26 protein-coding genes are annotated in these 23,345 nt (G+C 73.4%); 23 read left to right on the top strand and 3 right to left on the bottom strand.

Going from position 1 to position 23,345, the window contains the following annotated elements:
• Positions 1-49: 49 nt before the first annotated feature.
• On the bottom strand, positions 50-1,096 hold the full coding sequence (locus KME66_RS01365; protein WP_253208195.1) for a UbiA family prenyltransferase: 1,047 nt from the start codon (positions 1,094-1,096) through the stop codon (positions 50-52).
• Positions 1,097-1,214: 118 nt separating this feature from the next.
• On the opposite strand from KME66_RS01365, the gene KME66_RS01360 reads away from it, so the two are divergent.
• From KME66_RS01360 to KME66_RS01310, 11 genes are all read left to right on the top strand, one after another.
• Entirely contained in the window at positions 1,215-2,267 is a 1,053-nt protein-coding gene (locus KME66_RS01360; protein ID WP_216317996.1) for a type III polyketide synthase, read from the top strand.
• A 13-nt stretch (positions 2,268-2,280) separates the two neighbouring features.
• Complete coding sequence (locus KME66_RS01355; RefSeq protein WP_216317994.1) at positions 2,281-2,808, top strand: isoprenylcysteine carboxyl methyltransferase family protein; 528 nt, start codon at positions 2,281-2,283, stop codon at positions 2,806-2,808.
• Positions 2,805-3,821 (top strand): NAD(P)/FAD-dependent oxidoreductase, encoded by a 1,017-nt coding sequence (locus tag KME66_RS01350; protein WP_216317992.1) that lies wholly within the window; start codon positions 2,805-2,807, stop codon positions 3,819-3,821. The genes KME66_RS01355 and KME66_RS01350 overlap by 4 nt, the downstream gene beginning before the upstream one ends.
• Positions 3,822-3,950: 129 nt before the next feature.
• The gene (locus KME66_RS01345) at positions 3,951-5,702 is read left to right on the top strand and encodes an MFS transporter (RefSeq protein WP_216317990.1); all 1,752 of its coding nucleotides are present in this window, start codon (positions 3,951-3,953) and stop codon (positions 5,700-5,702) included.
• A 3-nt stretch (positions 5,703-5,705) separates the two neighbouring features.
• Positions 5,706-6,170, top strand: a complete 465-nt coding sequence (locus KME66_RS01340; protein WP_073223501.1) for a VOC family protein — start codon at positions 5,706-5,708, stop codon at positions 6,168-6,170.
• A 97-nt stretch (positions 6,171-6,267) separates the two neighbouring features.
• On the top strand, positions 6,268-6,666 hold the full coding sequence (locus tag KME66_RS01335; RefSeq protein ID WP_073223499.1) for a DUF6221 family protein: 399 nt from the start codon (positions 6,268-6,270) through the stop codon (positions 6,664-6,666).
• A gap of 104 nt (positions 6,667-6,770) precedes the next feature.
• On the top strand, positions 6,771-7,637 hold the full coding sequence (locus KME66_RS01330; RefSeq protein ID WP_216317988.1) for a hypothetical protein: 867 nt from the start codon (positions 6,771-6,773) through the stop codon (positions 7,635-7,637).
• A gap of 1 nt (position 7,638) precedes the next feature.
• Entirely contained in the window at positions 7,639-8,079 is a 441-nt protein-coding gene (locus tag KME66_RS01325; protein ID WP_216317987.1) for a hypothetical protein, read from the top strand.
• Entirely contained in the window at positions 8,076-8,393 is a 318-nt protein-coding gene (locus KME66_RS01320; protein ID WP_216317984.1) for a hypothetical protein, read from the top strand. The genes KME66_RS01325 and KME66_RS01320 overlap by 4 nt, the downstream gene beginning before the upstream one ends.
• Positions 8,394-8,459: 66 nt before the next feature.
• Positions 8,460-8,837: a hypothetical protein gene (locus KME66_RS01315; RefSeq protein WP_073223490.1), complete on the top strand. Its 378-nt coding sequence runs from the start codon at positions 8,460-8,462 to the stop codon at positions 8,835-8,837.
• A 232-nt stretch (positions 8,838-9,069) separates the two neighbouring features.
• Positions 9,070-9,273: a cold-shock protein gene (locus KME66_RS01310; RefSeq protein ID WP_003964323.1), complete on the top strand. Its 204-nt coding sequence runs from the start codon at positions 9,070-9,072 to the stop codon at positions 9,271-9,273.
• 70 nt (positions 9,274-9,343) lie between these two features.
• Here KME66_RS01310 and KME66_RS01305 read toward each other — a convergent pair whose 3' ends face one another.
• A complete protein-coding gene (locus KME66_RS01305) occupies positions 9,344-9,595 on the bottom strand; it encodes a hypothetical protein (protein WP_073223488.1) in 252 nt (83 codons plus the stop codon).
• Between the two features lie 338 nt (positions 9,596-9,933).
• On the opposite strand from KME66_RS01305, the gene KME66_RS01300 reads away from it, so the two are divergent.
• The 9 genes from KME66_RS01300 to KME66_RS01260 all read left to right on the top strand — a co-directional run bounded on the left by KME66_RS01300 (position 9,934) and on the right by KME66_RS01260 (position 19,163).
• On the top strand, positions 9,934-11,025 hold the full coding sequence (locus KME66_RS01300; protein WP_216317982.1) for a glutamate--cysteine ligase: 1,092 nt from the start codon (positions 9,934-9,936) through the stop codon (positions 11,023-11,025).
• A gap of 76 nt (positions 11,026-11,101) precedes the next feature.
• The gene (locus tag KME66_RS01295) at positions 11,102-11,665 is read left to right on the top strand and encodes a DJ-1/PfpI/YhbO family deglycase/protease (protein WP_073223484.1); all 564 of its coding nucleotides are present in this window, start codon (positions 11,102-11,104) and stop codon (positions 11,663-11,665) included.
• 175 nt (positions 11,666-11,840) lie between these two features.
• Complete coding sequence (locus KME66_RS01290; protein ID WP_073223482.1) at positions 11,841-12,923, top strand: hydrogenase expression protein HypE; 1,083 nt, start codon at positions 11,841-11,843, stop codon at positions 12,921-12,923.
• Between the two features lie 79 nt (positions 12,924-13,002).
• On the top strand, positions 13,003-14,793 hold the full coding sequence (locus KME66_RS01285; protein WP_073223480.1) for a nickel-dependent hydrogenase large subunit: 1,791 nt from the start codon (positions 13,003-13,005) through the stop codon (positions 14,791-14,793).
• A gap of 40 nt (positions 14,794-14,833) precedes the next feature.
• Positions 14,834-15,742 (top strand): NifU family protein, encoded by a 909-nt coding sequence (locus tag KME66_RS01280; protein ID WP_216317980.1) that lies wholly within the window; start codon positions 14,834-14,836, stop codon positions 15,740-15,742.
• Positions 15,739-16,398, top strand: coding sequence for a DUF5947 family protein (locus tag KME66_RS01275; protein ID WP_079185635.1), 660 nt, complete (start codon positions 15,739-15,741; stop codon positions 16,396-16,398). The genes KME66_RS01280 and KME66_RS01275 overlap by 4 nt, the downstream gene beginning before the upstream one ends.
• Positions 16,395-17,063 (top strand): DUF6084 family protein, encoded by a 669-nt coding sequence (locus KME66_RS01270; protein WP_216317978.1) that lies wholly within the window; start codon positions 16,395-16,397, stop codon positions 17,061-17,063. The genes KME66_RS01275 and KME66_RS01270 overlap by 4 nt, the downstream gene beginning before the upstream one ends.
• A gap of 1 nt (position 17,064) precedes the next feature.
• Positions 17,065-18,573: a hypothetical protein gene (locus KME66_RS01265; RefSeq protein ID WP_216317976.1), complete on the top strand. Its 1,509-nt coding sequence runs from the start codon at positions 17,065-17,067 to the stop codon at positions 18,571-18,573.
• On the top strand, positions 18,570-19,163 hold the full coding sequence (locus KME66_RS01260) for a hydrogenase maturation protease (RefSeq protein ID WP_216317975.1): 594 nt from the start codon (positions 18,570-18,572) through the stop codon (positions 19,161-19,163). The genes KME66_RS01265 and KME66_RS01260 overlap by 4 nt, the downstream gene beginning before the upstream one ends.
• Positions 19,164-19,265: 102 nt before the next feature.
• Here the strand turns inward: KME66_RS01260 and KME66_RS01255 are convergent, their stop codons facing one another.
• On the bottom strand, positions 19,266-19,670 hold the full coding sequence (locus KME66_RS01255) for a helix-turn-helix transcriptional regulator (RefSeq protein ID WP_216317973.1): 405 nt from the start codon (positions 19,668-19,670) through the stop codon (positions 19,266-19,268).
• 23 nt (positions 19,671-19,693) lie between these two features.
• Between KME66_RS01255 and KME66_RS01250 the strand changes: the two genes are divergently transcribed.
• From KME66_RS01250 to hypF, 3 genes are read left to right on the top strand one after another with little or no spacing between them, the layout of a single operon-like run.
• The gene (locus tag KME66_RS01250) at positions 19,694-20,113 is read left to right on the top strand and encodes a hydrogenase maturation nickel metallochaperone HypA (RefSeq protein WP_306416040.1); all 420 of its coding nucleotides are present in this window, start codon (positions 19,694-19,696) and stop codon (positions 20,111-20,113) included.
• Positions 20,097-20,933, top strand: coding sequence for a hydrogenase nickel incorporation protein HypB (hypB, locus tag KME66_RS01245; RefSeq protein ID WP_216317972.1), 837 nt, complete (start codon positions 20,097-20,099; stop codon positions 20,931-20,933). The genes KME66_RS01250 and hypB overlap by 17 nt, the downstream gene beginning before the upstream one ends.
• A complete protein-coding gene (gene hypF / locus KME66_RS01240) occupies positions 20,930-23,335 on the top strand; it encodes a carbamoyltransferase HypF (protein WP_216317970.1) in 2,406 nt (801 codons plus the stop codon). Before hypB ends, hypF begins: the two co-directional genes overlap by 4 nt.
• The last annotated feature ends 10 nt before the right edge of the window (positions 23,336-23,345 follow it).

The raw sequence follows: 23,345 nt of genomic DNA, 5'->3' as shown, positions 1-23,345 counted from the left end.
CCTGGGGTGCTATGTGACGCTGCGTCAGGAGGATGCCGGGCGGTCCTGCTCAGCCCGCCGCAACGCCCCGGACCAGCAGCAGTGCCAGATCCACCGCCGCGACGGCCACCGCGGCGGCCAGGGCGGCCTTGCGCCACCGGCGGCCGAGTGCCGGGCCCGTGAGGGCCGCTGCTCCGGCCCAGGCCAGCGCCGCCGCACCCCCGGCGTCCAGCGGCTCCGGGGGGCCGAGCGCCAGTACCGCCGTCGCGGCGAGGAGCGGCAGCGGCAGCAGCAGCCGGGTCCCCCGGTCGCCCAGCCGGTGCGGAAGACCCCGGATCCCGGCAGCCCGGTCCGCCGCGATGTCCGGCAGCGTGTCGGCCAGGTGCGCCGCGAATCCGAGCAGCGCCCCGGCCGCCACCGTCCACCACCGGGGTGCCGGCCCGCCGGGCAGGGCGAGGGCGACGACGGCGGGCAGGGCGGCGAAGCCGGCCACGTACGGCAGCCAGGACAGAGCGGTCGCCTTGAGCCTCAGGTTGTAGAGCCAGGCGGCCGCGACCGCGGCGAGGTGCACCGTACCGGCGAGAGTGCCGCAGGCCAGCGAGAGCGGTACGCACCCGGCGAGCGCGGTCGCCGCCGCCGTCCACACCGCACCCGTCCCGACCGTGCCGTCGGAGGCCGGCTTCCCCCGGCGTCCGGCCCGGGCGTCACGTCGCGCGTCGTATGCGTCGTTGCACCAGCCCACCGAGAGCTGGCCGGTCAGCACGGCCGCCGTGACCAGGGCGGAGCGGGGGCCGCCGAGCCCGGAGCCGAAGGAGAGGGCGCAGGCCAGCGCGGTCACCGCGAGCGCGGGACCGGGGTGGCCTGCGAGCGCGAGCCCCACGAGCCGGCCGCCCCGGCGCCCGTCGTCGGCCGGATCCGCTTCGGCCGGATCCCGGTCGGTCGGATCCGCGTCGGTCGGATCCTGGTCGGCCCAGTCCGCTTCGGCCGGATCCTGACCGGTCGGACTCGCGTCAGCCGGATCCGCACCCGCCGGAAGGGAACCCGCCGGAAGGGAACCCGCCGGAAGGGAATCCGCCGGAAGGGGCCCCGCCGGGCTCATCCTCTCCGTGGCGTCCATCGGGCGATCGTAAGGGGATGGCACCCCGTCAATGAGGCGACAGGGCGGGTCTTTTGCGGCGATTCGACCGGCATTGTGGGCAGGATGGGGGCATGACGCCACCGAAGCAGGAGGCAGGATGACCCGCATCGCCGCGGTGCACGGGGCACTGCCGCCACACCGTCACACCCAGCGCGAGGTCACCGACATGGTGGCGCGGACGTGCTTGCCGCCAGGCGCCGACCGGCGTGTTCTCGACCGGCTCCACGAGAACGCGCGGGTCCGCAGCAGGCACACCGTGCTGCCGCTGGACGGCTACCGCGACCTCGACGGCTTCGGCCCGGCCAACGACGTGTTCATCCGGTCGGCCGTCGACCTCGGAGCCCAGGCCGTACGCGGTGCGCTGCGGACGGCGGGCCTGCGCCCCACCGACGTCGACCTGCTGATGTTCACGTCCGTCACCGGGATCGCCGCCCCCTCGGTGGACGCCCGGCTCGTGACCCGCCTCGGGATGCGGTCCGACGTCAAACGGCTGCCCGTCTTCGGACTCGGCTGCGTCGCCGGAGCCGCCGGAACGGCCCGGCTGCACGACTACCTCCTCGGCCGCCCCGACGACGTGGCCGTGCTCCTGTCGGTCGAACTCTGCTCCCTCACCTTCCAGCGCCACGACGTCTCGCCCGCCAATCTCGTGGCGACAGGGCTGTTCGGGGACGGCGCGGCGGCCGTGGTCGCCCTCGGCGGCCGCCGCTCCGCCGCCGGACCCGAGATCGTCGCCACCCGCAGCCGGATGTACCCGGACACCGAGCACGTCATGGGCTGGGACATCGGGTCCACCGGATTCCGTGTCGTTCTCGACCCGGGAGTGCCCGAGGTCGTACGCCGCCATCTCGCCGACGACGTGACGGAGTTCCTCGGTGAACACGGCCTCAAGCCGAAGGACATCGCCCGCTGGGTCTGCCATCCGGGCGGCCCCAAGGTCCTGGAGGCCGTCACCGAGGTCCTCGACCTGCGCGACGGAGCCCTCGACGTCACCTGGCGCTCGCTGGCCGACATCGGCAACCTGTCCTCGTCCTCGGTCCTGCACGTCCTGCGGGACACCATCGAGCAGCGCCGGCCCGAGCCGGGCACCCCCGGACTGCTGCTGGCCATGGGCCCGGGATTCTGCTGCGAACTGGTGCTGCTGCGCTGGTAGGAAGGAACGGTCCATGACCTGGTACACCGTCCTCGTGCTCGCCGTCGCGGCCGAGCGCCTGGCCGAACTCGTGGTGGCCCGCCGCAACACCCGCTGGAGCCTCGCCCGGGGCGGCGTCGAATCGGGCCGGGGGCACTATCCGGGGATGGTCGCGCTCCACACCGCGCTCCTGGCCGGCTGCCTGGCGGAGGTCCGGTTCGCCGAACGTCCCTTCCCGCCGGTCCTCGGCTGGGTGATGGTCGCCGTCGTCGTGGCCGCCCAAGCGCTCCGCTGGTGGTGCATCCGTACGCTCGGCCCCCGCTGGAACACCCGCGTCATCGTCGTCCCCGGCCTGCCCCGGATCACCGGTGGCCCCTACCGGTGGCTGAGCCACCCCAACTACGTCGCCGTCGCCGCCGAAGGACTCGCGCTGCCCCTGGTCCACGGGGCGTGGGTGACCGCCCTGGTGTTCACCGCCCTCAACGCCGCGCTCATGGCCGTCCGGATCCGCTGCGAGGACGGGGCGCTGGCCCGCCTCCCGGCCGCGGACGCACCCGCGTGATCGACGTCCTGGTCGCGGGCGGCGGGCCGGCCGGACTGGCCGCCGCGATCCGGGCCGCCGCCGCGGGCCTGGAGACGGTGGTGGTCGAGCCGCGCACCACCCCTGTCGACAAGGCGTGCGGCGAGGGCATCATGCCCGGCGGCGTCGCGGCCCTGCGCGACCTCGGCGTCCGGCTCGGGGGCCACGCACTGCGCGGCATCCGCTACACGGACGGCCGGCGCAGCGCGGAAGCGGCCTTCCGGGGCGGCCCGGGCGCGGGTGTCCGCCGCACCGAGCTCCACACGGCTCTGCACGAGCGGGCCGCCGTCCTCGGGGTCCGCGTCGTCGCCGCCAAGGTGGGGGAGGTGCGGCAGGACGAGCGCACCGTCACCGCAGCCGGACTCACCGCGCGCTGGCTCATCGCCGCCGACGGGCTCCACTCGCCGCTGCGCCGAGCCCTGGGCCTGGACCACCCGGTCCCCGGGCCCGGACGCTACGGGCTGCGCCGCCACTACCCGATCGCCCCGTGGACGGATCACGTCGAGGTGCACTGGTCCCGGCACGGCGAGGCGTACGTGACCCCGGTCGGCGAGCGCCTGGTCGGCGTGGCCGTCCTGAGCCGCGACCGCCGCCCCTACGACCGGCATCTGGCCGCCTTCCCCGCCCTCGCGGCCCGGCTCACGGACAGCCGGGGGGCCACTCCCGTACGCGGAGCCGGCCCCCTGCGCCAGCGGGCGCTGGGCCGGCGGGCCGGGCGCGTCCTGCTGGTCGGCGACGCCGCCGGGTACGTCGACGCCCTCACCGGGGAGGGCATCGCCCTCGCGGTCGCCACCGCGACGGCCGCAGCCGACTGCCTGAGCGCCGGACGGCCCGAGGACTACCCCCGCCACTGGGCGCGGGCCACCCGGCGCTACCGCCTGCTCACCAGGGCCCTGCTGAGCGCGGCGGGCCACCCGGCCTCGGGCCGGCTGATCGTCGCCGCGGCCCACCGGGCCCCCGCCGTCTTCCGCACCGCGGTCCGCGCGCTCCAGTGAGGGCGCGGCGGCGTGCGCGGCGGGCCGCTCGCTCGAATGGCGGGGCCCCCGGTTCCGGCTTAACGTCGGTCGGGTGAACGCCCGCGCCCACGCGGGGCACTGCCCTCGGCACGAGAGACGACCTCCACCATGACGGGCTCCCGCGCGACACCCACGCCCACGGCCACCGCCCACGACCGGCACCGGAGCGGACTGGCGCTGCTGGTCATCGCCTCGTGCCAGCTGATGGTGGTGCTGGACGTCACCATCGTCAACATCGCGCTGCCACACATGCAGAAGGACCTGGGATTCTCCACCGAGAACCTCTCCTGGGTCGTCAACGCGTACACGTTGACCTTCGGCGGACTGCTGCTGCTCGGCGGACGCCTCGGCGACATCCTCGGCCGCCGCAGAGTCTTCATCTTCGGCGTGCTGCTCTTCGTCTTCGCCTCGCTGCTCGGCGGGCTGTCCCAGGAGGGCTGGCAGTTGCTGGCCGCCCGCTCCCTCCAGGGCGTCGGCGGCGCGATCGCCTCGCCGACCGCCCTGTCGCTGATCACCACCACCTTCCGCGAGGGCCCCGAACGCAACCGCGCGTTCGGGGTCTTCGCGGCCGTCTCCGCTGGCGGCAGCGCGATCGGGCTGCTCGCCGGCGGGCTGCTCGTGGAGTGGCTGGACTGGCGCTGGGTCCTGTTCGTCAACGTCCCGATCGGCCTGCTCATCGCCATCGCGACCCCTCGCTTCATCCCCGAGTCCGAGCGCCGTCCCGGCCACTTCGACATCGTCGGCGCGCTGACCTCGACGGTCGGCATGGTGCTGCTCGTCTACGGCTTCATCCGCGCCTCCGAGGACGGCTGGACCGACGCGCTGACCCTCGGGTCGTTCGCGGTGGCCGTGGTGCTCCTGACGGTCTTCATCCTGATCGAACGCGGCTCGAAGCAGCCCATCACGCCGCTGTGGATGTTCCGCGACCGCAACCGCGCCGGGTCGTACGCGATGATGCTGAGCCTCGCGGCCGCGCTGTTCGGGATGTTCTTCTTCCTGACCCTCTTCGTGCAGAACGTGCTCGACTTCAGCCCGCTGCGGGCCGGCCTCGCCTTCCTCCCGGTCAGCGCCGTCATCGCGGTCAGCGCGGGCCTCGCCTCCCAGCTCCTGCCCAGGTGGGGCCCCAAGCCCTTCATGGTGACCGGCGCGCTGCTGGCCGCCGCCGGGCTCGGCTGGCTGACGCTGACCGACGTCCACAGTTCCTACCTCGGCTCGATCCTCGGCCCGATGCTCGTGTTCGGCTTCGGCATGGGCATGCAGTTCGTGTCGCTGACGCTGATGGCGGTCTCGGGCGTCGCCCCGAAGGAGGCGGGCGCCGCCTCCGGCATCCTCAACGCCACCCAGCAGGTGGGCGGCTCGCTGGGGCTGTCGATCCTGGTGACGACGTTCGGTACGGCCAGCCGCAACGAGGCGAGCGACCAGGTGCCGCAGTTCCTCCGGGAGGGCACGCCCGCCCAGCTTCTGGAGTTCCGCAGGACCGGCGAGCTGCCGCCCCCCTGGGGCGACGAGGTCCTCACCTCGGGTGTCTCCAGCGCCTTCGTCGTCGCGGCCTGCTTCGCCGTGCTCGCCGCCCTGGTCGCCCTGTTCGTCATCCAGGTCCGGCCCGCCGACCTGGCCCGTCTCCAGGGCGGCGCGACGCCGCTCGCCGCGGAGGGAGCAGCCGACAGCGGCGAGGCGGGAGCGGCCGACGGCGGCGAGGCGGGAGCGGCCGACGGCGGTGAGGCAAAGGAGCCGGCACCCGGACCGGAGGCGGCGGGGCCCGGCCCGGACGTACCATCACCCGGATCGGACGCACCGCCACCCGGCCCCGACGGGCCGTCACCCGGCCCGGACACCGACCGACCCGCGAAAGGGCGCTGACCCATGGACTGGACCCTCGAAGTGATCGTGCTCCCCGTGACCGACATCGACCGGGCCCGGGACTTCTACCGGGACAAGCTCGGCTTCCACGTCGACATCGACGCCGAGGTGATGGCGGGCGCCCGCGTGGTGCAGCTGACGCCGCCCGGCTCCGGCTGTTCGATCGCCCTCACCGACGGCCTGCCCAGCCCGACGGGAAGCCCGCAGCCGGGCACGTACCACGGCCTCCAGCTCTGCGTCGCCGACATCGACGCCGCGCACGCCGAACTCGTCGGCCGGGGCGTCGAGGTCTCCGAGCCGCAGCGGTACACCCCCGACGACGGCGCGACCTTCATGTACTTCACCGACCCGGACGGCAACGGCTGGGCGGTGCAGGAGTACCGCCGCCGGAAGACCGAACCCCTCCACGCGTTCCTCGCCGACCAGGCCGCCGGGAACGGGGCGAAGGCGGGGGACACGGTGGGGTGAACCGGAAGCGAAGGTGGATCGCGCCGCGTCCGGTCCACCAGAATGCTCCCCGTATCGCGTGCAGAGATCGAACAGCGCAAGAGGGAGCGGCATCCACATGGGCGGCAACGCAGAGATGGTGGCCTTCGTCCGGGCGCGGCTCGCCGACGAGGAACACGTCGCACTGGCCGCCGGCGGGGACCGATGGCGGTGCCCGGCCGACGTGCCGGGCGAGGTCCACGACCGCACCGGCGGAGTGGCGTTCACGGTGCGGGGCCGGGGCTTCGACCAGCACATCGCCCTCCAGAACCCCGCGCGGACCCTGGAGCGCATCGAGACGCACCGCGTCATGCTCGGCGAGTACGTCGAGGTCGCCGACCTGGACACCGACCGCCCGGCCGAGGACTTCCGCTCCGGCCGGGCGGTGGGCCTGGGCTTCGCCGTCCGGCAGCTCGCCGCCGAGTACGCGGGGCACCCCGACTACCAGGCGCGCTGGCTGCCCCGGTTCATCCAGTAGCAGCCCCGGTTCCCGGCCGCCCATGAATCTCGCAAGTCCCGGTGTGTCGGGTTCAGTTGATCGCTAGCATCTCCCCATCGGCCTACCCGGGGGGAGTCGCGCGCGTGCCCGACGTCTGGGAGAACACTCGATCGCGGTGGGAGAGCGTGCGGCACGCCGTCGACGGCGGCGGCCCGGGGGCCGCGGCGGGTGCGGCCACGCTGCACGGACGCCTCGGCCTCTCGGTCAACCCCATAGCCGTCACCGGCGAGGCGGGGGCGGGCAAGAGCGTTCTGTACGACGCGCTGACGCAGTCGATCCGTACGGGCGACAGCGACAGCTCCCGCAGCCCGGACATCGAGAAGCACGCCACGGTCCTGCGCTCCGGAAACCGCCGCGTCCGGGCCGCCGTCACCGTCATCCCGGGGCAGCTGTCCACCCAGCGCGAACGGGCCCTGCACGACACCATGCGGGGCGATGCCTCGCCGCACGGCATCGTGCACGTCGTGTGCTGGGGGCACAACAGGATCTGGCAGCGAGGCTCCCAGCGCGACGTCCACGACGCGCTCGCCGCCGACGGAGTGGTCGACCAGGAAGCCGTCCGCACCTGGCACCTGCGCAAGGAGGCGGCCGACTTCCGGCTTCTGGTCGACGCGATCATCGACGGGCAGCTGGCCACACGGCTGCGCTGGCTGATGGTCGCGGTGTCCAAGAGCGATCTGTACTGGGACCGGCTCGACGAGGCGCGCGACCACTACGTCCCCGGCGGGTCCCGCCGGGAGTCCCCGTTCGCAGCCCTCCTGCGGGATCTGGAGAACGAGACGTCCCTGCGCCTGTCCGTCCTTCCGATGGCCTCGCGGCTGATCCGCCACCAGTTCCTTCCCGGGCTGCCCGCGCGGACCTCCCAGCTCGACGACGCACAGATCGGCGCGCTGCGCGCCCACCTCGGCCAGGAACTCCAGGCGCTCATCACGCAGCGGAACGGGGACTGACATGGGCGCGATCGACGACGGAGCGGCGTTCCTGCGCCTGCTGACGGCCACCGAACGACGGCTGGCCGGGCTCCAGGCCCTGGCCGCGCGCCGGCGACGGGTCCGCCGGCCCCGCATCGCCTCAGCGGCGCTGGCGGTGCTGATCCCGGCGGTGCTGGTGTCGGCCGCCGCCACGGGCGACGGCCCCGGCGGCGTGCTCCTGGCCGTCGGCCTGACCGTGGCGGTGCTCTCGCTCGCGGCCTGCGTCGCTCTCCTGCTGCTGATCGAGCGGCCGCTGAACCGCCGGATGGCGGTGGAAGAGCACGCCATGATCGAGGAGGTGAACCGGATGCGGGAGCTGTTCACCCATGTCGCCGAGCGGGACCGGTGGGAGGAGCGGCTGAGGCGGTCGGTCCGCGAACGCCTCTCCCGCTTCCCCGTGGAAGGGGGATCGCTGCGGTGATCCGACGCCTGACCGTCCTCTTCGGACTGGTGGCCTTCCCCGCCGCCCTGTTCACCTCGGCCGGATACGTCCTGGCCACGCGGGAGTCAGGGCCGTACCAGAGAGCGTTCGAGAGCCAGTGGGACGCCATCGCCGTCGGCGTCGCCGTCACCCTGTGCGGGGCGCTGGCTCTGGGCCACGGGGCACGGCTGTGCTTCAGCGTGCTCGGCGGCTTCCAGCCCGACAACGTACGCCGGGGAGCGCTGGCCCTGGCCGCCGGACTTCTCGTCTGCGCCGTCGGACTGCTCCTGCTCTGGCGGCTGCTGGCGCCCTGAGGGGTGCGCGACGTGCCGGGTACCCGTAGCTTACTCGCAAGTAAGTCCCGCCGTCGAAGGAGAAGCATGTCCCGACCGAAGCGTTCCGCCGTCCTGCTCGCCGGGTTCCTGGGCGGGGCGGGCGTGCTCCACTTCGCCGTACCGAAGGCCTTCGACTCCATGGTGCCCCGCGTCCTGCCCGGAGCGCCCCGCACCTGGACCTACGGCAGCGGCGCGGTCGAACTCGCCCTGGCCGCCGGTCTTGCCCACCCCCGGACCCGGGCGGCTGCCGCCCGGATGACCGCGGGCCTGTTCGTCGGGGTGTTTCCGGCCAATGTTCAGATGGCCGTCGACTGGCGCCACCGGCCCCGGCCGCTGCGGGTCGCGGCCTGGGCCCGGCTGCCCGTCCAGGTGCCGCTGGTCCTGTGGGCACGGGAGGTTGCCAGGGACGCCGAGCGCACCTGAAGGGTCTGTGACCGGCAGGGCGCGGAGCGGTGGCTCGGAAGATGATCGACACCAAATGGCGTTGCTCTCTGGTGAGGAGTGACCTCGCCGTGTAGCGTCGCCGACAGATGTCGTGGTTCGCAGTACCTGCCCGCGCCTGGCGCGGGCGTTTTGCTGTGCAGTGCCTGAGAACCAGGGCGATCACCTCCGGGTCCGCACGGTGCGGATCCGTTTACTGCTGAGAGGTACAGGCATGGCCAGCGGAACCGTCAAGTGGTTCAACTCGGAAAAGGGCTTCGGCTTCATCGCGCAGGACGGCGGCGGCCCCGACGTCTTCGCGCACTACTCCAACATCAACTCCACCGGCTTCCGTGAGCTCCAGGAAGGCCAGGCGGTGACCTTCGACATCACCCAGGGCCAGAAGGGCCCGCAGGCGGAGAACATCACCACCGCCTGATCCAGGTTTGACCGACCCTGGAGCCCCGGAGCGCGTCGCGCTCCGGGGCTCCAGGGCGTTCCGGGCGCCTTCAGTCCGTCGCCTCGTCCGGGGCGGGGTGATCCTCGGGGTGCGCGCCCGCGTTGCGCGGCGCCTTCCGGCCGGCGCCCGCCTCGTCCAGCTCGGGTCCGTCGTCGTTCTGGCGGGCCACCCGGTCCGGCACCGGTATGTCGAGAGCGTCCTCGCCCTCCTGGTTCTGCTGGTCCGGCATGTCCGCCGGTACGGGGGGCGGGCTGCCGGAAGCCCCGGTGTAGGCGGTGCCTTCCGGCCTGCGGTCGGTCATGAGAGCTTCCTTCCTTGCGGCCCCGGTGCGACCGGGGACGAGTGATGCGCCCAGGTGCGTACCCGCTGCCGGGCGAAGCAGTCCCTGGAACCGATGATGCCGGGGACGCCGGCGACGCGCCTGTCGCACCCTGCTCCGGACGGGGAGGGAACAAGATGCGGGGCCTGTGGCGTCCGGCGATATTGGGAGCCCCGGGTCACCGCCCCGGAGCGCGCAGCGCGGCAGGCGGCGCGGGTGCCACCCGGGAGTGTGGCTCGCCGGAGCGCGGGTACCCGTCGCGTCGATCCGATCGGGCGCACGTCGCCCCGGCCGCTGTCGAGCGTCGAAGGGGAGGCCCCGTGGTCCGCACGGTGGGAGTAGAGGAAGAGCTGTTGCTGGTCGACGAGGACAGCGGAGAGGCCCGGGCGCTGTCATCAGCGGTCCTGGCGATCGCCGAGAAGGACACGGCCGGGGAGTCGCCCTTCGAGGAGGAGCTGCATCGCCAGCAACTGGAGTTCTCCACCCAGCCCTGCGCGGACATCGAGGAGCTCGCCGACTCGGTCCGCCGGTGGCGGGCGCGGGCGGTCCGGCACGCCGCCGACGCCGGGGCGTCGGTGGTGGCACTGGCGACCTCTCCGCTGCCGGTCAGCCCGAAGATCGGCACGGGGGAGCGGTACCGCTGGATGGCGGAGCGCTTCGGGCTGACCGCCCAGGAGCAGCTGACCTGCGGCTGCCACGTCCATGTCTCGGTGGACTCGGACGAGGAGGGCGTCGCCGTCCTCGACCGGATCCGCTGCTGGCTGCCCGTCCTGCTCGCCCTGAGCGCCAACTCACCGTTCTGGCAGGGCCAGGACAGCCGGTACAGCAGCTACCGCAGCCAGGTCTGGGGGCGGTGGCCCTCGGCCGGCCCGGTGGACGTCCACGGCTCCGCCGAGGCCTACCACGCCGGAGTGCGGTCCCTGGTAGACACCGGAGTCCTCCGGGACGAGGGAATGGTCTACTTCGACGCGCGCCTCTCGCACCGCTACCCCACGGTGGAGGTCAGGATCGCGGACGTCTGCCTGGACCCGGCCGACACCGTGCTGCTGGCCACGCTCGTCCGAGGCCTGGTGGAGACGGCCGCCCGCCAGTGGCGGGCCGGTGAGGCCCCGCCGGGGGCCGGTACGTCCCTGCTGCGTGCGGCCTCCTGGCAGGCGGGCCGCTCGGGCCTGGAGGACCGGCTGGTCCACCCCCTGACCTGGCGGCCGGAGCCCGCGCCCGAGGTCCTGCGGGCCCTCCTGGACCACGTGCGGGACGCCCTGGAGGACAGCGGCGACCTGGAAGCCGCCGAAGAGGCCCTGTCCACCGTGGTCCGGCGCGGGAACGGGGCACAAGTCCAGCGCGAGACCCTGGCCCGGACCGGGAGCCTGCGCGACACCGTGGCCGCATGCGTCCGCATCACGGCCGGATGATCCACCGCCGGGCCCGCCCCGGCGGGAGGTCCGCACGAACAGCCCCACACCCGACCCCACAGGAACGGAGCAGTCCATGTCCACCACCGCTCTCGACGACCGCCGGATCCTGGCCGTCGTCACCAACTACGGCGTCGAGCAGGACGAGCTCGTCGTCCCCGTGAAGCACCTGCGCGACCACGGGGCGCAGGTCAGCGTGGCGGCGGTCTCCGCCGACGAGATCCGCACCCTCGTCGGAGACCGCGATCCGGGCGAGACCGTGCGGCCCGACCTCACCCTCGACGACGTCGACCCCGCCGCCTACGACCTCCTCCTGGTCCCGGGCGGCACACTGAACGCCGACTCGCTGCGCCTGCAGGACGCCACCACCCGGATCGTCAGTTCGTTCGCCGCTTCCGGCCGGCCGGTGGCCGCCATCTGCCACGGGCCGTGGGCGCTGGTCGAGGGCGGCTACGTCCGCGGCAAGACGCTGACCTCGTACGCCTCGCTGCGGACCGACATCACCAACGCGGGCGGCACCTGGGTCGACAAGCCGGTGGTCCGCGACGACGCCGAGGACTGGCCGCTGATCACCTCACGGAACCCCGGAGACCTGGAGGACTTCCTCGGTGAGATCGACGCGGTGCTCGCCGAGGCCTGAGGCACCGACGGCCTTGTGCCCGGGCCCCGGCGCTCGCCGGGACCCGGGCGAGCGCCCCACAGGTGCGCGCGGGCGATAGGGCCGGACCGCACTTACCGGCCGGGACGTGCTCGGGGTATCCAGGAATCAGGCTGCTGGCCAGAGATCCTGAAGCGGGCCGACCCGAGGAGGGCCCATGAACCCCCCGACCGCCACCACGGCCGACGCGGACGTGACCGACGCCCCTCCGGACGACCCGACCGTGCACATTCTGTGGATCAACGCGGGGCTGAGTTGCGACGGGGACTCCGTCTCGCTCACCGCCGCCACCCAGCCGAGCATCGAGGAACTCGCGCTCGGCGCTCTGCCGGGACTGCCCAAGGTCGCCGTCCACTGGCCGCTGATCGACTACGAGTGCGGGCCCGTCGAGGGCGCCGACAACTTCGTCGAGTGGTTCTTCAAGGCCGACCGGGGGGAACTGGAACCTTTCGTCCTGGTGGTCGAGGGCTCCATCCCCAACGAACGCATCAAGCCCGAGGGCTACTGGTGCGGCTTCGGCGACGACCCCGAGACCGGCCAGCCCATCACCACCAGCGAATGGCTCGACCGGCTCACCCCCAAGGCCCTCGCCGTCGTCGCCATCGGCACCTGCGCCACGTACGGCGGCATCCACGCCATGGCGGGCAACCCCACCGGAGCGATGGGCGTACCGGACTACCTCGGCTGGGAGTGGAAGTCCAAGGCGGGCATCCCGATCGTCTGCATCCCCGGCTGCCCCGTCCACCCCGACAACGCCTCCGAGACCCTGCTGTACCTGCTCTACCAGGCCGCCGGCGCCGCGCCCATGATCCCGCTGGACGAGGAGCTGCGGCCCACCTGGCTGTTCGGCGCCACCGTCCACGAGGGATGCGACCGGGCCGGCTACTACGAGCAGGGCCAGTTCGCCGACGCGTACGGCTCCCCGCAGTGCCTGGTCAAGCTGGGCTGCTGGGGCCCGGTCGTCAAGTGCAACGTACCCAAGCGCGGCTGGATCAACGGCGTCGGCGGCTGCCCGAACGTCGGCGGCATCTGCATCGGCTGCACCATGCCCGGCTTCCCGGACAAGTTCATGCCGTTCATGGACGAGCCCCCCGGCGGCCACGTATCGGCGGCGGCGAGCGGCGTCTACGGCTCCGTCGTGCGGCGGCTGCGCCACTTCACCGAGAAGACGGCCGACAAGGAACCGAAGTGGCGGACGAAGACCGAGACCATCAAGACCGGCTACCGGCCGCCCTGGTGACCCGAGCCCCCGGACACCCCGGAGGGCCGAAGAGCCAGGGCGAGCAGCACGACCCCTACCAGGAAGGCGGCGCGGGACCATGGCGACTGCGACCGGCAAACCCGCCGTCGACGCTGACGGCCTCATGGAGATGTCGTGGGACCCGATCACGCGCATCGTCGGCAGCCTCGGCATCCACACGAAGATCGACTTCGCCGCGAAGCGGGTCGCGGAGTGCTACAGCACCTCCTCGATCTTCCGCGGCTACAGCGTCTTCATGAAGGGCAAGGACCCGCGCGACGCCCACTTCATCACCAGCCGCATCTGCGGCATCTGCGGCGACAACCACGCGACCTGCTCCGTCTACGCGCAGAACATGGCGTACGGGGTCGCGCCCCCGCACCTCGGCGAGTGGATCATCAACCTCGGTGAGGCCGCCGAGTACATGTTCGACCACAACATCTTCCAGGAGAACCTGGTCGGCGTGGACTACTGCGAGCGGATGGTCCGCGAGACCAACCCCGGCGTCCTCGAACTGGCGGAACGCACGGAGGCCCCGCACGCCGCCGACCACGGCTACCGCACCATCGCCGACATCATGCGCTCGCTGAACCCGCTGGAGGGCGAGTTCTACCGCGAGGCCCTCCAGGTCAGCCGGTACACCCGCGAGATGTTCTGCCTGATGGAGGGCCGCCACGTGCACCCCTCCACGCTCTACCCGGGCGGTGTCGGCACCGTCGCCACGATCCAGCTCTTCACCGACTACCTGACCCGCCTCACCCGCTACGTGGAGTTCATGAAGCGGGTCGTCCCGCTCCACGACGACCTCTTCGACTTCTTCTACGAGGCGCTGCCCGGGTACGAGGAGGTCGGCCGCCGGCGCGTCCTGCTCGGCTGCTGGGGCGCGCTCAACGACCCGGCGTACTGCGACTTCACCTACGCCAACATGGCCGACTGGGGCCGCAGGATGTTCGTCACCCCCGGTGTGGTCGTCGACGGCGAGCTCGTCACCAACAGCCTCGTCGACATCAACCTCGGCCTGCGCATCCTGCTCGGCAGCTCCTACTACGAGGACTGGGCGGGCATGGGCAAGTTCGTCGAGCGCGACCCCCTCGGCAACGAGATCGACGAACGCCACCCCTGGAACCAGCACACCATCCCGGCCCCGCAGAAGCGGGACTTCGACGACAAGTACAGCTGGGTCATGTCCCCGCGCTGGTTCGACGGGACCGACCACCTCGCCCTGGACACCGGCGGCGGGCCCATCGCCCGGCTCTGGTCCACGGCGCTGTCCGGACTCGTCGACATCGGCTACATCAAGGCCACCGGCCACAGCGTGCAGATCAACCTCCCGCGCACCATGACCAAGCCCGAGATGGCGCTGGAGTGGAAGATCCCCCCGTGGTCCAACGCCATCGAACGCAACCGGGCCCGCACCTACTTCCAGGCGTACGCGGCCGCCGCCGCCCTCCACTTCGCCGAGCAGGCGATGGAGGAGGTCCGCGCCGGACGCACCCAGACCTGGGAGCAGTTCGACGTTCCCGACGAGTCGATCGGCTGCGGCTTCACCGAAGCCGTCCGCGGCGTCCTCTCCCACCACATGGTCATCCGGGACGGGAAGATCGCCAACTACCATCCCTACCCGCCGACCCCGTGGAACGGCAGCGTCCGTGACACCTACGGCACCCCCGGACCCTACGAGGACGCCGTCCAGAACACGCCCATCTTCGAGGAGAACCCTCCCGAGAACTTCAAGGGCATCGACATCATGCGGGCCGTCCGCAGCTTCGACCCCTGCCTGCCGTGCGGTGTGCACATGTACGTCGGCGGCGGCCGGACCGTCGAGCAGACCCACATGCCGACCGGACTGAGCGGACTGGCGGGCGGCTGACCCCACCACCTGGGGCGCGTACTCCGGAAAGGGGCCCACCATGGCGGGAGCCGATCCCGGCGCACACATCGGTGAACTGCTGGACCGACTGGGACGCGAGGCGGGCCCGCGGGCCCGCGAGACCGCCGACGAACTCGTGCGCGGCGTCGTCGAGTTCTACGGCGAGGGGCTCGCCCGCACCGTCCGGCTGCTGCGCTCCGCCCCACCCGGCTCCGACCCGCTCGCCGTGCTCACCGCCGACGAACTCGTCGGGGACCTGCTGATCCTGCACGACCTGCACCCCGACGGCACCATGACCCGGGTCGGCCGCGCCCTCGACAAGGTCCGCCCCTACCTCGGCTCCCACGCCGGGGACGTCGAGGTCGCCGGACTCGACCCGGACGCCGCCGAAGGGCCCACGCTGCGCCTGCGGTTGCGCGGCAGCTGCGACGGCTGCCCGTCCTCCACCCAGACCGTGCGCTGGACGATCGAGGAAGCCGTCGCCCGCCTCGCCCCGGAGATCGCGCACATCGAGGTCGAAGGCGTCACCGAGGCCGCTCCGGCCGAGCAGCCCCTCCTCCAGATCCAGCCACGGCCGCCCGACGGCGCCCCGGCCCCACCGACCCCGTCCGCCGCACCCGAGCCGCCCCACTGGCACACCCTCGCCGCCCCCGCCCTGCCCGCCCACGACCGCACCACCCGCGTCGCCGACATCGACGGCAACGCCCTCCTGCTGGTCCGGCTCCCCGGCAACCTCTACGCCTACCGCGACCGCTGTCCCGGCTGCGGAGCCGACCTGCGCACCGCCCCCCTCGACGGCGAGTTCCTCCGCTGCGCCACGTGCGCCGCCCGGTTCGACGTACGGCACGCGGGGCGCGGCGAGGGCGCCCACCTGGAACCGCTGCCGCTCCTGGAGGAGGACGGGGCCGTCCGGGTCGCGCTGCCCGAACTGCTGGGAGCCGGGCCGTGAGCACCAACCCGGCCGGTGTGCTGGCCCAGTTCACCCGGCGGCCACCACCGCCGGGGGAGCGGTGCGAACTGTGCGGGGAGCCGCTGCCGGACGAGCACCGGCATCTCGTGGACACCACCCGCCGCACCCTCAAGTGCTCCTGCCCGCCCTGCCACCTCCTCTTCACCCGGCCCGGCGCGGGACAGGGCCGCTTCCGGGCCGTCCCCGACCGCTACCTCACCGACCCCGGCTTCGCCCCCGACGGCGACGGCTGGGACCGCCTCCAGATCCCCGTCGGGCTCGCCTTCTTCTTCCGCAACTCCGCACTCGGCCGGCTCGCCGCGTTCTACCCGAGCCCCGCCGGAGCCACCGAGAGCGAACTCGACCCCGCGACCTGGGACGCCGTCATCGGCGGTACCCGCCTGGCCGGGCTTCTGGAGGACGACGTGGAGGCGCTGCTGCTGCGCGCCGAGCACGCGGAGCCCGCCACCTGCACGCTCGTACCGATCGACGCCGCCTACGAACTCGTCGGCCGGATGCGGCTTCACTGGAAGGGCTTCGACGGCGGAGCCGAGGCCCGCGCGGCCCTCACGGAGTTCTTCGACCACGTCGCGTCCCGCGCCCGGCCCCTGCCCGCCGACGCGGCGGGCGGCGGAAGCCCGGGAGGCGCCCCGTGACCGAACTCGACTTCCGCTGCACCGGCGTCCGGCCCGAGCCCTTCGGCGCGAGCCCCACGCTCCTGTTCGGCCTGCGCATCGAGGAACGCGACCACCTGCCCGTCCACGCCGTCGCCCTGCGCTGCCAGCTCCGCATCGAACCCGCCAAGCGCACCTACGACCCGGACGAGGTCGACATGCTCGGCGACCTGTTCGGAGAACCCGACCGCTGGAGCAGCACCCTCAAACCACTCCAGTTCGCCCACGCCTCCATCACCGTGCCCGCCTTCAGCGGCACCACCCACGTCGATCTCCCGGTGCCCTGCACCTACGACACCGAGGTCGCCTCCGCCTCCTACTTCCGGGCGCTGGCCCGCGGCGAGATCCCGCTGCTGATGCTCTTCTCCGGCACGGTCTTCACCGGCCACGACCGCTTCCGCGCCGAGCCGATCCCCTGGCACAAGGAGGCGTCCTGCCTGATGCCGGTGGCGGTCTGGCGGGAGCTGATCGAGGCCTACTTCCCCAACACCGGCTGGCTGCGCCTGCGCAAGGACTGCCTGGAGGACCTGCGCCGCTACCGGTCCGCGCACGCACTGCCCTCCTGGGAACGCGTCGTCGAAGACCTCCTCGCCGCCGCCGGAGCCGACGGCGCCGCCGAACCCACCCATCCCGAGGGGGCCGAGTGAGATGACCGCCCCGCACCCCGCGGCTCCCGTCGACGGAGCACTCGACCACGCCCGCGCCGTCGCCGACGCCGTCCTCTTCGAGGGCTACGTCCTCTACCCGTACCGCGCCTCCTCGGCCAAGAACCGGATGCGCTGGCAGTTCGGCGTCCTGGTGCCGCCCGCCTGCACCGCCGACCACGGCGAACACGCCGAGCAGCGCACCGACATCCTCCTGGAGCCGCGCTCCGGCGACCGGCTCCACGCCGAACTGCGCTTCCTGCACGTGCGGCGGCGGACCGTCGAGCGCCTCGAAGCCGACGGGTCCTACACCGAGGTCCCCGAACTGGAGCTGCCCGACCGGGTCCTGGTCCCCTGGGACGAGGGCCACGAGGAACGCGTCCGGCTCCACGCCCCCCTCGACGACATCACGGGGGAGCGGGCCCACACCCGCGCCGTCACGTTCGACCTGCCGCCCGGCACCGAACACGAACCGGTGGTGGGCGAGGACGGTCGCACCCTGGGCCGGCTGGTACGCCGACGCGGCCGCCTCTCCGGGGAGATCCGCCCGTACGTCGAGCAGCTCCCCGGCCCCTACCGGCTCTCCCGCCTCACCGTCACCGTCCGCAACACCGTCGAAGCGCCCCCGCCGGCCCGGGGCGGCAGCCGCGACGACGCCCTCCCGCACAGCATGATCGGTGCCCATCTGCTGCTCGCGGTGGAGGGCGGCCGGTTCCTGTCGATGACCGACCCGCCCGAGTGGGCCCGCCCCGCCGTGGCCGGGCTGCGCAACGAGAACACCTGGCCGGTCCTGGCCGGCCCGGCGGACCGGGCGGACGTCGTGCTCTCCTCGCCGATCATCCTGGAGGACCACCCCGCCCTCGCCGACGAGAGCCCCGGCCCCCTCTACGACGCCACCGAGATCGACGAGATCCTCTCGCTGCGCACGGCCGCCCTCACCGACCACGAGAAGCGCGAGGCACGCGGCACCGACGCCCGCGCCGCCGAGGTCATCGATCTCGTCGACACCATGCCCGAAGCGGTACGGGAACGGCTGCACGGGGCCATCCGGGGGCTGCGCGAGGCCACGGGGGAGGAGGACGGGGCCGCCGGACCCGGACCTCCGGGACCGGGACCTCTGGGCCCGGGACCCCGGGGAGCGCCGGACCCGGCCGGTACGTCCGCACCCCCCGCCGGGCAGGCCCTCCCCGAGGGGTCCGGACATCCCTGGTGGGATCCGCAGCAGGACCCCGAAGCGGCCGACGCCCCCTCCACCGTTCCCGTCGGCGGGGAGCCGGTCGGCGCGGGAAGCCGCGTCCTCCTCGCCCCCGGCCTCCGCCGCACGGACGCCCAGGACGCGTTCCTGCGGGGCTGCCGGGCCACCGTCGAAGCCGTCGTCGCCGACCTGGACGGGGAGGTGCACCTCGCGGTCGTCCTGGACGACGACCCGGGCGGCGACCTCCGCCGCCAGCAGGGCCGGTTCCTCTACTTCAGACCCGACGAGGTGACCCCGCTGCGGGAGGAGGAGCCATGAGCACCGCGCAGACGCCCGTCCGCACCCTCGTCGCCGGGGTCGGCAACATCTTCCTCTCGGACGACGGCTTCGGCGTGGAGACCGTCCGGCGGCTCGGCCGCCTGGAGCCCTCCCGCCTGCCGCCCGGCACCGAGCTGATGGACGCCGGGATCCGGGGCGTCCACCTCGCGTACAAACTGCTGGAGGGCTACCGGACCCTCGTCCTGGTCGACGTCGTCGGCCGGGGAGGTGCGCCCGGCACGCTGTACACGATCGACGTCGGGCCCGAGCCGCCGGACACCCGCCCCGCACCCGGCCCGCTGGACACCCACGCCATGGACCCCGCCACCGTCCTCGGCCTGCTGCACGACCTGCACGCCGGAGCGGGCGGCACCCTGCCCGACGAGGTGTACGTCGTGGGCTGCGAACCCCTGGACACGGCGGACGGCATGGGGCTCAGCGACCCCGTCGAGGCGGCGGTGGAGCCCGCGGTGGAGCGGGTCCTCGGCCTGTTGTCCCGCCGCCCCGCCCCCGCGGCCGATTCCGTACCGCGGCACGACGGGGACCACGGACGACCGGGTCCACGGACGACGGAGACCACGAACAGCTGAGACCACGACCTTGGAGGCCAGCATGCACTGGATGTGGATCGGCTTCGCCGCGGGCCTCGCGGCCCTGTACGGAGTCGCCAGGAACCTGCCCGACGTGCGGCGCTACCTGCGCATGCGCCGGATGTAGTCGCCGTGTCCCCGGAGGCGCGGAGGCTCGTCCCCGCCCCCGACGTCCTCCAGCTGGACATATCGCTCGAGAAAGAGATGGAGGGTGCTGTGCAGTTCTCCCAGCCGGACGAACCAGAGGGCGAGATCCATCGCCCCCTGCGGAGTGATGGCGTACACGCGGCGCGCCGGGCCGGAGCCGGACGCGCACCACTGCGAGGTCACCTCGCCGCACTTCTCCATCCCCCGCAGCAGCCGGTACACGTGGGCCGACTCGGCTTCCTCCCAGCCGAACGCGCCCAGGCGCTGCACCAGCTCGTAGCCGTGATCGCGACGTTCGGCCAGGAGCAGGAGCAGGACCGGGGTGAGCAGCGCCCGCCGTTCGGTCTCGTGACCAGCCATGGTCCTCCCAGGGTAGCCAGGGGGTGAGCGACGTGCATGAGCTGTCCATCGCGATGGCCGTCGTCGACCAGGTCGAGAGCGCGGTCCGCGAGCAGGGAGCCGACGCCGGGGACACCCGGGTCGGGTCGCTGACCCTGAAGGTCGGCCGGCTGTCCGGCGTGGTGCCCGAGGCGCTCGACTTCTCCTTCGCCGTGGCGGCCCAGGGCACTGTGCTGGCGGACGCCCGGCTGCTGATCGAGACTGTTGAGGGGAGGGCCCGCTGCGAGGAGTGCGGCCGGGACGTCGCGACCGGGATGCCCCCCGACCTGTGGTGCGGCGTCTGCTCCCGGCCGATGAGCCTGACCGGCGGGCGGGAACTGGAGATCGTCCGGGTCGTCCTCGAGGACCCGGAGAGCCGACCCGGGGGCGACGTACCGGAGGCGAGCCATGTGCCGCACCGTTGACCTGCATCAGGCCGTGCTGGCGAAGAACGACACCCACGCCGTGGAGCTGCGCCGCACCCTGGACGAGCGGGGCACCACGGCGGTCAACCTGATGTCGAGCCCGGGCAGCGGCAAGACGGCCCTGCTGGAGCTGCTCCTCACCAGGGCCGTCGCGGGCGGCGTCCCGGCCGCCGCCGTCACCGCCGACCTCGCCACCGAGAACGACGCGACCCGCCTGGCCCGTTCGGGAGCCCCCGTCCGGCAGATCCTCACCGACGGGCTGTGCCACCTGGAGGCCGGGATGCTGGGCGGAGTGCTGGACGGCTGGCTGCCCGGGGGGACCCGGCTGCTGTTCGTCGAGAACGTCGGCAATCTCGTCTGCCCGGCCTCCTACGACCTCGGCGAGACCCTGCGCGTCGCGCTGGCCTCGGTGACCGAGGGCGAGGACAAACCGGTGAAGTACCCGGCGGCCTTCGGACTCGCCCATCTCGTGGTCGTCACCAAGCGCGACCTGGCCGATGCGCTGGAGTTCGACCGGGACGCCTTCCTGGCGGGCGTCCAGCAGGTGAATCCGGGCGTGCCCGTGATCGAGACGTCCGCCCGTACGGGCGAGGGCGTCGACGATCTGCTCGCCCGCGTCCTGCGCGCCGCCGACGGCCTGGAGCCGCACACGCCGGTCCTCGCGCAACGGCACGAGAAGCACCTGCACCACCACCACGACGAGGACGGTCCCGAGCGCGACCGGGACCGGACACCCGCCCATGGGGCGCCGGACAAGGCCGCCGCACACCCACCGCACGGCCCCGCAGCGCCCCACGCACCGGCGGGTAGCCCGCGATGAGCCCCCGGAAGCCCCCGCCCGCGACGGCCCCGCACCGGGTGCGCCGCCACCTCACCGTGCGCGGCGCGGTCCAGGGCGTGGGCTTCCGCCCGTTCGTCTACACCCTGGCGGAGGAGCACGGCCTCACCGGCTGGGTCACCAACGACGCCGACGGCGTGCGGACCGAGGTCGAGGGCCCGGCGGCCGACGTGGACGCCTTCACCGACGCCATCGGCACCCGCGCACCACCGCTCGCCGTCGTCGAATCCGTCGAGCACCGCGCCGTCCCCGTCACCCACGACGGCGGAGGCTTCACCATCCGCCCCTCGGCCTCCGGCCCCGGCCGCACCCTGATCCCCCCGGACACGGCAACCTGCGACGCCTGCCTGGCGGAGCTCGCCGACCCGGCCGACCGGCGGTACCGGCACCCGTTCATCACCTGTACGCACTGCGGGCCCCGGTTCACCGTGGTCACCGGCCTGCCCTACGACCGGCCGCTGACCACCATGGCCGGCTTCCCGCTGTGCGCCGACTGCGCCCGGGAGTACGCCGATCCGGCCGACCGCCGCTTCCACGCCCAGCCGATCGCCTGTCCGCGCTGCGGCCCCCGCCTCAGCCTGTGCCGGGGGCCCGGCGACCCCGGCACGCTCCGCGACGCCGAGGCGCTCGTCGAGGCCCGCAGGCTGCTCGCGGAGGGGGCCGTCCTCGCCGTGAAGGGGCTCGGCGGCTACCACCTGGCCTGCGACGCGGGCGATCCCACCGCCGTGCGGACCCTGCGCAAACGCAAGAACCGGGGCGACAAGCCGTTCGCGGTGCTGGCCGGCTCCCTGGCGGCGGCCGAGGCACTCGCCCGGGTCGACGACGCCGAACGCGCCCTGCTCACCGGCACCCGCAAGCCGATCGTCCTGCTGCGCCGCCGCACCCTCACGTCGGGCGACGTGGCGGACGGCGTCGCCCCCGGCAGCCCCGACCTCGGCGTGATGCTGCCGTACACCCCCCTGCACCGTCTCCTCCTCGGCCTGCCCGGTGATCCGCCGGGACCGCCCGTCCTCGTCATGACCAGCGGAAACCGTTCCGGCGAGCCGATCGTCACGGACGACACCGAAGCCCTGACCCGGCTCGCAGGGCTCGCGGACGCCTGGCTCGGGCACGACCGGCCCATCCACGTGCCGTGCGACGACTCCGTGGTCCGGATCTGCGCCGGTGCGGAACTCCCCGTCCGCCGCTCGCGCGGCTACGCCCCGCTGCCGCTCGCCCTGCCCCTGCCGGTCGTCCCGGCCCTCGCGGTCGGCGGCGACCTGAAGAACACCTTCTGCGCCGCCGACGACCGGTACGCCTGGCTCTCGGCCCACGTCGGCGACATGGACGACCTCGCCACCCTCACCGCCTTCGAACGGGCCACCGGACACCTCACCGGCCTCACCGCCGTCGCCCCGCGCCTCCTGGTCGCCGACCGGCACCCCGGCTACCGGTCCACCCAGTGGGCCCGCCGGACCGCCGAGGCCCGCGGTGTCCCGTTGCGGCAGGTCCAGCACCACCACGCGCACGTCGCCTCCACGATGGCCGAGCACGGCCTCGACGGCGCCTCCCCCGTCATCGGCGTCGCCTTCGACGGCACCGGCTACGGCGACGACGGCGCGGTCTGGGGCGGCGAGATCCTGATCGCGGACTACGACGGCTTCGAACGCTTCGCCCACCTCCGCTACGTCCCGCTGCCCGGTGGCGACGCGGCGGTCCGCAACCCGTACCGGATGGCGCTGTCCCACCTGCGCGCGGCAGGGGTGCCGTGGTCCGACGCCCTGCCCTGCGCCGCCATCGCGCCGCCCGGCGAACGGCACCTTTTGGAGAGGCAGTTGGAGCGTGGCGTGAACTGCGTACCCACCTCCAGCATGGGGCGCCTCTTCGACGCGGTGTCCTCCCTCGCCGGTGTCTGCCACCGGGTGGAGTACGAGGCGGAGGCCGCGATGCGCCTGGAGAACGCGGCGCTGACCGGTACGGACGGGGGCGGGGGCGATGCCGGTACCGGCCGCGGTGGTGACGACGGGCGGAAGTCCCCGTACAGGTTCATCCTGGGAGCAGAGCCGGACGCGCCCGCGGCCCCGCTGACCGCCGATCCGCGACCGGTTCTCGCCGCCGCCGCGGCGGACGTCCTGGCCGGCGTCCCGGCCGCCGCCGTGGCCCGCCGCTTCCACCGCGCGGTGACCGTCCTCGTACGGGAGGTGTGTGCGGCGGCCCGTCGGCGCACGGGCATCGCCACCGTGGCCCTGACCGGCGGTGTCTTCTGCAACGCCCTGCTCACCGAGGGCTGTTGCAGGGAGCTGGAGGCGGACGGCTTCACCGTACTGAGGCACCGCAAGGTGCCCCCCAACGACGGCGGACTCGCCCTCGGTCAACTGATCGTCGCCGCCCGGACGAAGGAGTGAGGGAGGAGAG

Origin of the sequence: Streptomyces sp. YPW6 (assembly GCF_018866325.1) — a bacterium.
Lineage (GTDB): Bacteria > Actinomycetota > Actinomycetes > Streptomycetales > Streptomycetaceae > Streptomyces.
This window is presented reverse-complemented; position numbering and strand designations above follow the sequence as displayed.